The sequence below is a fragment of the Paraburkholderia sprentiae WSM5005 genome, assembly GCF_001865575.2.
In the GTDB taxonomy this organism is placed as follows: domain Bacteria; phylum Pseudomonadota; class Gammaproteobacteria; order Burkholderiales; family Burkholderiaceae; genus Paraburkholderia; species Paraburkholderia sprentiae.
This window is the reverse complement of sequence record NZ_CP017561.2, coordinates 2,379,572-2,391,747: the sequence shown is the minus strand read 5'-3', so window position 1 is coordinate 2,391,747 and position 12,176 is coordinate 2,379,572. Positions and strand designations below refer to the sequence as shown.

Genomic DNA, 12,176 nt, shown 5'->3' with positions numbered 1-12,176 from the left:
CAAGCCGTAACGGCCTGTCGTTCGGCGCACAGCCAACGAAGCGCTGCGCAGCGCGCTAAGCCGCCGCAATCCCTCGCGACAGCCCCGGCAAATAACGCGCGAGCGTCACGCCGCGCGCAGCCATGAAGATCAGCAGCGCGATCCACAGCCCATGATTGCCGTGCAACGCGAGCAATGCCGACGACGCCGCCACGAACACCCCAAGCGACATCACCATCGCCATCATCAGCTCGCGCGTGCGCGTTGCGCCGATAAACACGCCGTCGAGCAGAAAGCCCCACACCGAAATCACTGGCGACAGCGCGGCCCACGGCAGATAGGCCTCGGCCGCGGCCCGCACCGCGAGCTGATCGGTCAGCCGTTCGATGATCCATGCGCCCGCGCTCCAGTACACCAACGAGAATCCCGTGGCGCCGAGCACCGACCACAGCGCGGTGACCTTGACCGCCTGTGCGAACGCGTGACGGTCGCGCGCGCCGATCGCCGCGCCGACCAGCGCTTCGGCCGCATGCGCGAAGCCGTCGAGCCCGTACGCCATGAAGGTCTGGAAATTGAGCAGCAACGCGTTCGCGGCGAGCGTCGCGTCGCCTTGGCGCGCGCCGAGATGCGCGAACCAGCCGAACGACGATAGCAGGCACAGCGTGCGCACGAAGATGTCGCGATTGAGCACGACGAGCCGCTTCAACGCGGCGGCATCGAACAAGGCGGCGCGATTCAGCGGGGGCAGGCCGCGCGGCCTGCCGTGCCATAACAGCGCGAGGCCGAGCACGAAGCCGAGCGCGTCGGCGGTCGCGGTGGCTGCGCCGATGCCGGCCACACCCCAATGAAATGCATACACGTACAGCAGCACCGCGACGATGTTCACGCTATTGATGAACACCTGCGACAGCAACGCCAGCCGCACCCGCTGCGTGCCGAGCAGCCAGCCGAGCACGACGTAGTTGCCGAGCGCGAGCGGCGCGGCCCAGATGCGCGCGTGGCAATAAACCTGCGCGTGCCGCTGCACCGCGTCGCTGCCGCCGATCGCCCGCAGCGCGTAGCCGATCAGCGGTTGCTGCACGAGCAGCACCAGCGCGCCGATCGCGGCCGCCATCAGCAGCGCGCGCACGACGGTGTTGCGCAGCTCGTCGCGATGGCCCGCGCCGTGCGCTTGCGCGACGAGGCCGGTCGTGCCCATGCGCAGGAAGCCGAAACCCCAGAACACAAAGTTGAAGAAGAGCCCGCCGAGCGCGACGCCGCCCAGGTACGAGGCACCGTCCAGATGACCGGCGACGGCGGTGTCGACCGCGCCGAGGATCGGCTGCGTCAGATTCGCGAGGACGATCGGGAACGCGAGCCCGAGCACCCGGCGATGCCAGCGCCCCGGCAGCGCGGGGGCGCTGGGCGTTCCGGCGGCCGGCGTCCCGGCGGCCGGCGCCCCGGCTTCGGGCACGGCGTCGCTCAAGAGCGCTCCTGCACGCAAACCCACGGCGAGACGACGACCGCCCACAGTTCAGGGTCGCGCGCGGCGAAATCGGCGGCCGTCTCGGCCTGTACACGCTCGACCAGGCCGGCGGACAACCATTGCGCGACCTGGGTCGTGTCGTCGTTGGCGATGGCTTCGGCGACGCTCACCAGATCGAGGTCGCGCGCGACGCGCAGGAGTATGCCGCGCGCAAAGAAACGTTCGAGTTCGCTCCAGCCGATCCTGGCGGTTTCGCCGAGCAGCTTCGCGTAGAGGGGGCTTTGGGAGGCGTCGTGGGAAGTCATCGTGGGCGGGGTCGGACGGGGCCGTCACTATAAACTATCGGCTCAAACCGGCGGGCCGCGCGGCGAGCTTGGCGCAACCCGTCGGCCGCTCCTTCGTGCATGGCCGGCCTCAGTCGGATTCTGAACCTGGATGCCGGCAGATTCAACGACGCTCGCGCGCGCGCGCCGCGATTAATCGTCCGAATATTCGAAAATGAAGCGCGGCTGGAATACGGGTGTGGATTGTCGGCGGAATTGCCGATGTTAATCTTGTTTCACTATTCGCGAATTGTTGTTAAGCGATATCGACGCTTATTCGGAAGTGCTGCCGCGACTATTCGATGCGCTGCGTGCGTTTCCGCACCAAGTTAATATCCGCAACGTAAAGCGACCTTAACGCCAAACGAGTTAGTGTTATTCGGCCAGACATCTTTCGTCTGCTGTTTTGGCGGGCCTTCCGGCCGATCCCGGACAACATTGGCTGGTGCGATGCTCACGCATTCCGGATGGACGAATCAGCGCTTTGAGTATTTCGGCAGCGGCGCATTAAGCCGGTGTCGTTCGGACATTTCCGATTCACGGATCGCGGAATCCGTACGCCGTGCAACATTGCCCGCGAAATTAATGGATTGCACTTGTAAATGCGGATTGTTAGATTCCGTTCTGGCGCATGGTGAACCGGTCCTTTGCCGATATGCGCCGAACCCCCGTTAGCCCGGCTTCGTGCCGGGCTTTTTTTTGAATGGATTTACGTGGATGTTTAACCGTCGCAACGATCTTCACCGCGAATTCACATATGCGGCCGATGATGGCGGATTATTTTGGCGGCGCGAGGCTCATGACCTGGGTGATCATCTTTGTCGGCGTGTGGGTGATCGCGCTCGCGTTGCTGCTGCGCTTCGCCGCGCGCATCGATCCGCGCTCGGGCCGCTGGCGACGCCGCTGATCGGCGACGCTATCTGGCTTTCCGGCCCTGCGCGCCGTACAGCGCTGCTGTCTTTACTGTTTGCAGCGAATCACCATCGAGCGGTTTTTCACATTCGCGCCGAAAATGCCGCCGATCGTGCCGCCCGACGTCGCGCCGTTGTCGACGTCTTTCGACACCACCTCGTACCCGTAGTTGCCGCAGGCTTCGCCCGCGCGCTTGTAGCACTCGCCCCAGCTCGTGCTGGCGTCGCTGCCGCTGCAGTTGATCGCGAAACCGGTGTCGCCGCTGGGCAGATAGGTCATCGTGGTCGTGGTCGAGCAGCCGCCGAGGCCGCCGAGCGTCAGCAGGCCAAGACCGATCGTTGCAGCCGTCGCGACGCGCGCCAGTGAGCTTTTCATTTCAGATTCCTTGCAAATAACGGAAGCGGCCTGGCGCGCCGCCACGCCGCTTCGAATTGAGCGTTTATAGCACGGCGGGCTCCCGCGCCCGCGCCGCTTAACGCGGCGGCAGTTCCTTCGACGGATCGATCGAACGGCCCTGGTAGCGCAGCTCGAAATGCAGCATCACGCGATCGGTATCGGTGTCGCCCATTTCGGCGATTTTCTGGCCGCGCTGGACCGATTCGCCTTCCTTCACGAATAGCGCGCGGTTATGCGCGTAGGCGGTCAGGTAGTCGGCGTTGTGCTTGAGGATCAGCAGATTGCCGTAGCCGCGCAGGCCGTTGCCCGCATAGACGACCGTACCGGGCGCCGCCGCGACGATGGGCGTGCCGGCCGCCGCGGAAATATCGATACCCTTCGAATTGCCGCCGTCGAAACGGCGGAACACGGTGCCGTCGGCCGGCCATACCAGCGAGATGGGCGCGGGCGCGCTGGCCGGCGCCGAGTCGGCGGGCGCAGGACGCGGCGCGGCCGACGCACTCGCGCTGCTACCGCCGCTGCGGATCGCGCCGCTCTTCGACGCCGCGCCGCCCGGCGGCGTGACCCGCAGCACCTGCCCGACTTCGATGCTGTCGGGGTTGGTCAGCTTGTTCCAGCGCACGATGTTTTGCACCGATTGACGGTTGCCGCGCGCGATTTTCGACAGCGTGTCGCCCCGTTCGACCCGGTAGTACCCCGGCCCCACCGGCGCCGACCCGCACGCGGCGAGCAGCGCGAGCAACGCCGCGCAGCCGAGCCGTTTGATTCTTGTTGTTTCCAGCATTGGACCTCGCAAAGCGCTGCCGCGCGCCGATCCCGATCACGCGGCACAGTCAGACAAAGCGTTCGATTCTACCGGTTTTGCGTTGCGCCCCCCGGCGAGGGGGACGAGGCGGCGGCGGGCGACCGCCTCGAGCGGCTCGCCGTCGAAGCGGGCGTATCAAGCAGTTTTCTCGACAGTCATGCGCAGTGCCGCCGTTTCGGTCTGACCCGGCTCGAGCCAGCGCAAACCTCGGCCGTTATGGATCGCATCGGGCAGCCCCAGCCACGGCTCCACGCAGTAGAAGTCCGACTGCGGCGTTTCAGTCCACGTCGTCACCGCGTACCACGGCACCGAGCCGGGCCGCTGCAGATCGATCGTGATGACGCGATTAACGCCCGGCGCCACGATCCGCACCGGTCGATCGGGCGTGCCGGTCAGGCAATGGAAGCGGTCGTGGATGCGCGCTTCGTCGAGCGTGTAGCGCGCTTCGCCCGGCTCGGCGGGGCTGATCGAACCGTCGTCGAGCTGACGGCACCGCTCGGTGCGCGGCAGCTCGATCGTCGTGTGGGCGCGCTGCGTATGCGGCAACGCGAAGTAGAAGTGATGGCCGGCGTAGTAGGGCAGCCGCGTGTCGCCGCTATTGGTGGTGGTGAGCGTTACTTCGAGCGTGCGCGGATCGATGAGCGCGTAGGCGGCCTCGAAGCGGAAGCCGAACGGATAGAAGCCGCGGGTCGCTTCGCTGTCGGTCAGGACCATGCGCAGGCCGGCGCCATGCACGTCGGCGTGAGGCTCGAACGGCAGATCGCGCGCGAAGCCGTGCATCGGCAGCTCGCGCACGGTGCCCCGCGCGTCACGCCAATAGCCGATCTTGCCGTCGACGCGATGACGGCCGAGAAACGGAAACAGCAGCGGATTGCCGCCGCGAATCCGCGCGGGCACGCTCCAGTCGGCGTGCTCGGGCCAGTGAATGACCGCTTCGCCGTCGATCGTCCACGACAGCAGACGGCCGCCGGCTTGCGGCGCAAAACGGAGCACGGAGGCGTCCTGGGCGATCTCGAGAATGTCCTGTTCCGGGGAGAGAGGCATGTCGGTAGGTAGCGAGATGAAGGTTGAGGGTGGCGCAAGCGGACCTGTGCGGCAGCCACAGCGTCTGCATCGAGGCGGCGTTTCGCGCCATTCGCCAGGACTGCGTCGCGCGCCGTGAAACCGCGATTTTGCGCTGCTTTGCGCTACGGGGAAACCCTTCCCGGGAAATTGCGGGTGTCGGAAAAGCGCGAATCCTACCGATAATCCGCCTGAGCGTCCGGTCAATCTGACTCCCGGGCGAAACGGCTCAGGAGGCATTATGGATCTCGCAATGGCAATGGCGGTAGGCCTGTTCGGTATATTCACGGCCAGCACGTACTACTTCTTCCACTCGCTCAAACGCTGATCCCGCCGGTCTCATTCCCGGTGTTTGCAGCACGCGCGCGACGAATCCGTTGCACGCTTTCTTGCTCTCGCGTAACAACGGTGTCGAGTTGTGACGCAGCGCGTCAATATTTCCCCGAATGTGGCCTAACCGCTTGGCGCTGAGTGTGCAGCCAGGCATAATCGGTGCGCCTTTGACGCGCCGGCTTCCTTTTTTGTGCGGCGCCTCGTTCCCCGACACTTTCCTTAAAGGACCGCCGCGTGAACCTGTCGTTTCTGATTTTTTTGAGCGTGCTGCAAGGCGTGACCGAACTGTTTCCGGTGAGCAGCCTCGGTCACACGCTGCTCGTGCCGGCGCTGTTCGGCATGCATATCGATAAGCATGCGCCGCAGTTGCTGCCGTTTCTCGTCGCCCTGCATCTGGGCACCGCGTTCGCGTTGCTGTGGTATTTCCGCGCGCGCTGGAACGCGCTGGTGCGCGGATTCTTCGCGTCGCTCGGCGGCCGCCGCAACGACGATGGCCACATGATGTGGGCGCTGATCATCGGTACGATTCCGGCGGGTCTGGTCGGCCTCGTGCTGGAAAAACGCCTCGAGGCGATCTTCCACGATCTGCGCATCGTCGCGATTGCGTTGATCGTCAACGGCGTGCTGTTGTGGTTCGGCGATCGCCTGCAGCGCGCGCGCGCGCATCAGGCGCCGGAAAAGCTGACGTTCCGGCAGGCGTTCTTCGTCGGCCTCGCGCAAATCGGCGCGTTGATTCCGGGTTTCTCGCGCAGCGGTCTGACGATGATCGCGGGCAACGCGGCCGGCCTCACCACCGAGAAAGCCGCCGAGTTTTCGTTCCTGCTCGGCACGCCGATCATTTTCGCGGCCGGCGTGCTCGAAGTGCCGAAGCTGCTTCACGCGCCGAGCCAGCTCGCCGATGCGGTGCTCGGCGGCGTGCTGACCGCGATCGCAGCGTACCTGAGCGTGCGTTTCCTGATGCGCTACTTCGAAGGCCGCGGACGTCTCGCGTCGTTCGGCGCGTACTGCGCGATCGCGGGAATCGTGTTTCTCGGCTGGTTCCTGCTGCATCCGCAGCCGGTCTGAGCGTGCCGGGCGATCGGTTATAATCCGGGCCCGGTCGGTTGCAGCTCAGTTAAAATTTGTGTTTGTGGGAAGTCGGGCGGCTCGTTGCCAGTGCCGGTTTCACGCAGATATCGATCCATACGGCAGTAGCTCAGCTGGATAGAGCATCGGCCTTCTAAGCCGAGGGTCGGGGGTTCGAGCCCCTCCTGCCGTACCAGAATCGTCGAAGGGTTACAGGTCTCGCACCTGTAACCCTTTTTTGTTTTTGGCCATTCGAACTCCAGGAGTTTCCCGACTCAGGAAATCGCGCGCCAGGCCGTTAATTCGACAGAACCGTCTGACGCGCCGCAATGGAGAGACCCGCGTGAACCGACTCAGCCTCAACACCAAACTCTGGCTCGCGCTGCTGATTACGTGGCTCGGCCTGCTCGGCCTCGGCGGCTGGGCCGCGTGGCAATCACGCGCGACGATGCTCGCCGAGCGCAAGTCGGCGGTGCAAAACGTCGTCGAGAGCGCGTACGGCATCGTCGCCGACTATGCGCAGCGCGCCGACCAGCACGAGCTGACGCCCGAACTGGCGCGGCAGCAGGCGCTCGCGCGCCTGTCCGCGATGCGCTACCCGGGCAGCGGCTACATAATCGTGTCGACAGCTACGCCGGTCGTGATCATGCATCCGATGCTTGCCGATCTACGCAACAAGGACGTGTCTCACTACGCGGACAGCGACGGCAAGCTGTTGTTCGTCGAGATGGTCAAGGTCGCCCAGGCGCGGGGCCAAGGCTTCGTCGATTACATGGGGCGCCTCGCCGGCAGCAACGAGCGCGTGCCGAAGATCAGCTTCGTCAAACGCTTTGCTGCGTGGGACTGGTATCTGATTTCGGGCGTCTACGTGAACGACATCAACGCGGCGTTCCGCGCCGACCTGCTGCGCTATCTGCTGACCATCCTGGTGATCGGCAGCTTCAGCACCATCGCGCTCGTGCTCATCATCCGCAATGTGAAGCGCAGCCTCGGCGGCGAACCCACCTATGCGGCGAGCGTCGCGGCGACGATTGCCGACGGCGATCTGTCGTGCCCCGTCACCCTCGCGGGCGACGATCGGGACAGCATGCTGTTCGCCATGCAGCGCATGCAGAGCCGCCTCGCCGACGCGATCCGGCGCATTCGCGGCGGCACCGAAACCATCACGGTCGCGGCGGAAGAAATCGCCGCGGGCAATCTCGATCTGTCGGCGCGCACCGAACAGCAGGCCTCGTCGCTCGGCGAAACGGCCGCGAGCATGGAGCAGCTGACGGCCACCGTCAAGCAGAACGCCGACAACGCACTGCAGGCCAATCGCATGGCGCGCTCCGCGTCCGGGCTCGCGGCCGAGGGCGGCGAGGCCGTGCAGCAGGTCGTGGCGAACATGCAGAGTATCTCGGCGAGTTCGGCGCGGGTGGTCGATATCATCGGCGTGATAGAAGGCATCGCGTTCCAGACCAACATCCTCGCGCTGAACGCGGCCGTCGAAGCCGCGCGCGCCGGCGAAGAGGGGCGCGGCTTCGCCGTGGTCGCGGGCGAAGTGCGCAACCTCGCGCGCCGCAGCGCCGACGCGGCCAAGGAGATCAAGACGCTGATCGAAGATTCGGTCGAGCGCGTCGGCAGCGGCAAGGCGCTCGTCGAGAAGGCGGGCTGCACGATGGAATCGCTCGTCGATGCGGTGAAGCGGGTGACCGACGTGATCAGCGAAATCTCCGCCGCGTCCGACGAACAGAGCCGCGGCATCGAGCAGGTCAATCTCGCGATCGCGCAGATGGACGAGACCACCCAGCAGAACGCGGCGATGGTCGAGCAGGCGGCGGCCGCCGCGCAGTCGATGCAGGAGCAGGCGCAACTGCTGCGCGATGTGGTCAACATGTTTCGCCTGCAGGGGACGGCCGCCGCGCATGGATGAGCATCGATGGGCGCTGCCTGCCGAAGCGTGCATGCTATGCTTTTGAGGTCTGGATCAAAGGCCGCCGCGCGGCAACCCGCGCCGTGCACACTTCGAGGAGAGTCCTTCATGCCGACGCGAACCCGTGTGCTGTTCCACCTCAGTGCCGCGAGCCTGCTGCTCGGCGCGGCGATCGGCGCGCAAGCGGCAAACCTCGGCTTTCTGAGCGACACGCCGATCAGCTACATGAGACAGCGCGACAACGACTCGATCAAGCATGCGGTCATGAGTGCGCTCAATGACAGGAAGGACGGCGAGAGCGTCACGTGGGTCAACGACGGCACCGGCAATAGCGTGAAGATCGACGCGACCATCTCGATGGACAGCACCTCGACCCAAGGCGGACGCACCTGCCGCTCGCTCGCGGTCGTACTCAGGGCGAAAGGGCAATCGATGAACCTGCGCCCGAACTTCTGCAAGGAAGGCGGCGCCTGGCAACTGCAGAAGCGTTGAGCAGGCGCGAGCGCGGCCAGAGCGGCGCACGCGGTGAGGCCGCACGATGAGCCCGCGAATCGTCTCGTGCGGGATCGTGCTGCTCGCTCCCGACGGACGCGTGCTGCTCGCGCACGCGACCGAAACGACGCACTGGGACATCCCGAAAGGACAGGGCGAGGACGGCGAGGCGCCGCACGTGACCGCGCTGCGCGAGATGGTCGAAGAAACCGGCATCGCGCTCGAAGCCGATCGTCTGAAAGACCTCGGCCTGTTCGTCTACCGGCGCGACAAGGACCTGCATCTGTTCGCCGCGCGCGCGAGTGCTGACGAGCTCGACCTCAGCATGTGCACCTGCACGTCGCTGTTTCCGCGTCGTTCGGACGGCACGCTGATTCCCGAAATGGACGACTACCGCTGGGCGTCGATCGACGAAATCCCGCGCTATGCGAGCCGCAGTCTGACGCGGCTCTTCGAGACGACGCTGTCGCTCGCGCAACTGCACCGCTCGCTATAGACGGCGCACGCCGCCTTCAATCGAGCGCGTGGTCGTTCGGATGCGCGAACAACGCGCGGTTCTGCTCCGACAGCGGGAAATTGACGTTGATGCCGTGCGGCGGAATCGGCTGGGTGAACCACCGACGGTACAGACGCTCGGCGTCACCGGACGTCTGCGAGTGCGCGATCACGCGATTCACGAGCGCACGAAACGGCTCGTCGCCTTTGCGGAACATGCACGCATACACCTCGTAGCCGAGCGGCGCGCCCGTCACGATGAAATCGTCCGGATGCGGGTCGGTCGCCTTTAAACCGTAGACGATCGGCTCGTCCATCACGAACGCCACCGCATGGCCTTCCTTCATCGCATTGAAGGCTTCCTGGTGGTCGCGCGCGCTGATGATGCGCATGTTCAACTGCTTATCGGTGTTGAGGCTGCGCAGCAGGCGCTCGTCGGACGTGCCCGCGGTCGTCACGACCGGCTTGCCGGCCAGATCAGGGAAATCGGTGATGCCGCTGCTCTTGCGCGTGACCATGCGCACCGCGTGCTGGAAAAAGCTGTCCGAAAACGCGGCGACGTTTTCGCGCTCGACCGTGTGCGCGGTCGTGCCGCATTCGAGGTCGATCTGGTTGTTCAGCAGCATCGGCGTGCGGTTCGACGACGTGACCGTGACTTCGTGAACCCGCAGCTGCGACGTGCCGAGCGTTTTCCTGATTTCATCGACGATTTGCAGCGCGATGGTTTGCGAGTAGCCGACCGTGCGCTTGCCGTCGAAGTACGAGAACGGGATCGAGGCCTCGCGCACGCCGAGCACGACGACGCCGTCGTCGCGGATCTTTCTCAGCGTGCCGGTCAGTTCATCCGCGCAGGCGCGGCCGGCGGACGTGAGCAGGCCGCAGGCGGCCAGCGCAAGCAGCACGCTGTGCATGGCGCGCAGCAGACTCGGCAAGCGTGAAAAGCGCGCGCCCCTTGGGACGCGAACCGTGCCCTCAGACCCTTCCCCGCGGCGGTCTGCAACCTTCATCGGACCTCCCGGACCGGCGCGCCCAGGCGAGCGCGCAGTGAGTGTCGATCGAACCTCCCGCAACCCGGCTGGACAGGCCGCGCGAGGAGGTCGCGAATGCTGGCTTAGGCCGGCTTGCCCCAACTGTCGCGCAGGCTGACGATGCGGTTGAAGACCGGCTTACCCGGCTTCGAATCGACGCGGTCGGCCACGAAGTAGCCGTGTCGCTCGAACTGATAGCGCTGCTCCGGCAGCGCATGGCGGGCGCCGGTTTCGAGGTAGGCCTGCACCACCCGCTTCGCGTCCGGATTCAGCGCTTCGAGGAAGTCGCGTCCGCCGGCGTCCGGTTGCGGTTCCTTGAACAGCCGGTCGTAGATGCGCACTTCGGCCGGGCACGCGGCCGCCGCGCTGACCCAGTGGATGTTGCCCTTGACCTTGTAGTTGTTCGCGCCTTCGGTGCCCGATTTGCTGTCCGGGAAGTAGTTGCAGTGCACCGCGACGACGTTGCCGTTCTCGTCCTGGTCCGCGTGCGTGCATTCGACCACGTAGCCGTAGCGCAGGCGCACCTTGTTGCCTGGGAACAGGCGGAAGTAGCCCTTCGGCGGCGTCTGCGTAAAGTCCTCGCGCTCGATCCACAGCTCGCGCGAAATCGGGAACTCGCGCAGGCCCTGTTCAGGGTGATGCGGGTGCACCGGCGCGCTGCACGGCTCGGTGAGGTTTTCGGGGAAGTTGTCGATGATCAGCTTGACCGGATCGAGCACGGCGGCGATGCGGGGTGCCTTCTCGTCGAGATCGTCGCGTAGCGCACCTTCCAACACGCTCATGTCGATCCACGAGTCGACCTTGGTCACGCCGATGCGCTCGCAGAACAGCCGGATCGACTCCGGTGTGAAGCCGCGCCGGCGCACGCCGACGATGGTCGGCATGCGCGGATCGTCCCAGCCTTCCACATGGCCCTCGTTGACGAGTTGCAGCAGTTTGCGCTTGCTGGTGATCGCATACGTCAGGTTCAGGCGCGAAAACTCGATTTGCTGCGGCAGCGGACGCGTGAAGATGCCGGCTTCGGCCAGCTCGTTGAGGATCCAGTCGTAGAGCGGGCGATGGTCTTCGAACTCGAGCGTGCACAGCGAATGCGTGATGTTTTCCAGCGCGTCCGAGATGCAGTGCGTGTAGTCGTACATCGGGTACACGCACCACGCGTCGCCGGTACGGTAGTGATGCGCGAAGCGGATGCGGTAGATGACCGGGTCGCGCATGTTGAAGTTCGGCGACGACATGTCGATCTTCGCGCGCAGCACGTGCTCGCCTTCCTTGAACTCGCCCGCCTTCATGCGGCGGAACAGGTCGAGGTTTTCCTCGACCGAACGCTCGCGGAAACGCGACGGCGTGCCGGCTTCGGTGGCCGAGCCGCGGTTGGCGCGGATTTCCTCGGCCGACTGGCTGTCCACGTACGCCTTGCCGCGCTGGATCAGCAACTCGGCGAACTCGTACAGCTTGTCGTAGTAGTCGCTCGCGTAGTAGAGATGTTCCGTACGGTCCTTTTCCCAATCGAAGCCGAGCCAGCGCACCGAGTCGATGATCGACTCGACGTACTCGACGCTTTCCTTCTCCGGATTGGTGTCGTCGAAGCGCAGATGGCACACGCCGCCGTAGCTGCGCGCGACCCCGAAGTTCAGGCAGATGCTCTTCGCGTGACCGATGTGCAGATAGCCGTTCGGCTCCGGCGGGAAGCGCGTTTCGACGCGCTGGCTCCATTTGCCGGTGCGGTTGTCGTCGTCGATGATGTTGCGGATGAAATTGGATGCCGCGGGCGCGTCGTTGCGTTCAGCGTCTTTGCGTTCGGTGTTCATGCGAGAAGATGAGAGTCCGTGGGGGCGCGCAGTGCGCCCGCTTAGCCGTCAATTCTACCTGACGAGTCCGTTCGCGGCAGGCGCTTGCGGCGCGCAGCCAA

General features: G+C 65.2%; 11 protein-coding genes and 1 tRNA gene. 5 read left to right on the top strand and 7 right to left on the bottom strand.

The window, feature by feature from the left end; translation table 11 throughout:
• Positions 1–55: 55 nt before the first annotated feature.
• The 5 genes from BJG93_RS10875 to BJG93_RS10855 all read right to left on the bottom strand — a co-directional run bounded on the left by BJG93_RS10875 (position 56) and on the right by BJG93_RS10855 (position 4,924).
• Complete coding sequence (locus BJG93_RS10875) at positions 56–1,444, bottom strand: MATE family efflux transporter (protein ID WP_407675275.1); 1,389 nt, start codon at positions 1,442–1,444, stop codon at positions 56–58.
• Positions 1,441–1,749, bottom strand: coding sequence for a DUF2288 domain-containing protein (locus tag BJG93_RS10870; protein WP_071336509.1), 309 nt, complete (start codon positions 1,747–1,749; stop codon positions 1,441–1,443). Before BJG93_RS10870 ends, BJG93_RS10875 begins: the two co-directional genes overlap by 4 nt.
• Positions 1,750–2,727: 978 nt before the next feature.
• Positions 2,728–3,054, bottom strand: a complete 327-nt coding sequence (locus BJG93_RS10865) for a hypothetical protein (RefSeq protein WP_027198287.1) — start codon at positions 3,052–3,054, stop codon at positions 2,728–2,730.
• A 97-nt stretch (positions 3,055–3,151) separates the two neighbouring features.
• The gene (locus BJG93_RS10860; RefSeq protein ID WP_027198286.1) at positions 3,152–3,859 is read right to left on the bottom strand and encodes a peptidoglycan DD-metalloendopeptidase family protein; all 708 of its coding nucleotides are present in this window, start codon (positions 3,857–3,859) and stop codon (positions 3,152–3,154) included.
• Positions 3,860–4,015: 156 nt separating this feature from the next.
• The gene (locus BJG93_RS10855) at positions 4,016–4,924 is read right to left on the bottom strand and encodes an aldose epimerase family protein (RefSeq protein WP_027198285.1); all 909 of its coding nucleotides are present in this window, start codon (positions 4,922–4,924) and stop codon (positions 4,016–4,018) included.
• A 585-nt stretch (positions 4,925–5,509) separates the two neighbouring features.
• Here BJG93_RS10855 and BJG93_RS10850 point away from each other — a divergent pair.
• The 5 genes from BJG93_RS10850 (at position 5,510) to BJG93_RS10830 (ending at position 9,240) form a co-directional block, all read left to right on the top strand.
• A complete protein-coding gene (locus BJG93_RS10850; protein WP_027198284.1) occupies positions 5,510–6,340 on the top strand; it encodes an undecaprenyl-diphosphate phosphatase in 831 nt (276 codons plus the stop codon).
• Positions 6,341–6,459: 119 nt separating this feature from the next.
• A tRNA-Arg gene (locus BJG93_RS10845) sits at positions 6,460–6,536 on the top strand.
• Between the two features lie 147 nt (positions 6,537–6,683).
• A complete protein-coding gene (locus BJG93_RS10840) occupies positions 6,684–8,252 on the top strand; it encodes a methyl-accepting chemotaxis protein (protein ID WP_027198283.1) in 1,569 nt (522 codons plus the stop codon).
• 108 nt (positions 8,253–8,360) lie between these two features.
• Positions 8,361–8,744: an RT0821/Lpp0805 family surface protein gene (locus BJG93_RS10835; protein ID WP_027198282.1), complete on the top strand. Its 384-nt coding sequence runs from the start codon at positions 8,361–8,363 to the stop codon at positions 8,742–8,744.
• 46 nt (positions 8,745–8,790) lie between these two features.
• Positions 8,791–9,240 (top strand): NUDIX hydrolase, encoded by a 450-nt coding sequence (locus BJG93_RS10830; protein ID WP_027198281.1) that lies wholly within the window; start codon positions 8,791–8,793, stop codon positions 9,238–9,240.
• A gap of 16 nt (positions 9,241–9,256) precedes the next feature.
• On the opposite strand, the gene BJG93_RS10825 is transcribed toward BJG93_RS10830, so the two are convergent.
• Positions 9,257–10,150 (bottom strand): transporter substrate-binding domain-containing protein, encoded by an 894-nt coding sequence (locus BJG93_RS10825; RefSeq protein ID WP_051374481.1) that lies wholly within the window; start codon positions 10,148–10,150, stop codon positions 9,257–9,259.
• Between the two features lie 200 nt (positions 10,151–10,350).
• Positions 10,351–12,075 (bottom strand): glutamine--tRNA ligase/YqeY domain fusion protein, encoded by a 1,725-nt coding sequence (locus BJG93_RS10820; RefSeq protein ID WP_027198279.1) that lies wholly within the window; start codon positions 12,073–12,075, stop codon positions 10,351–10,353.
• Positions 12,076–12,176: the final 101 nt, after the last annotated feature.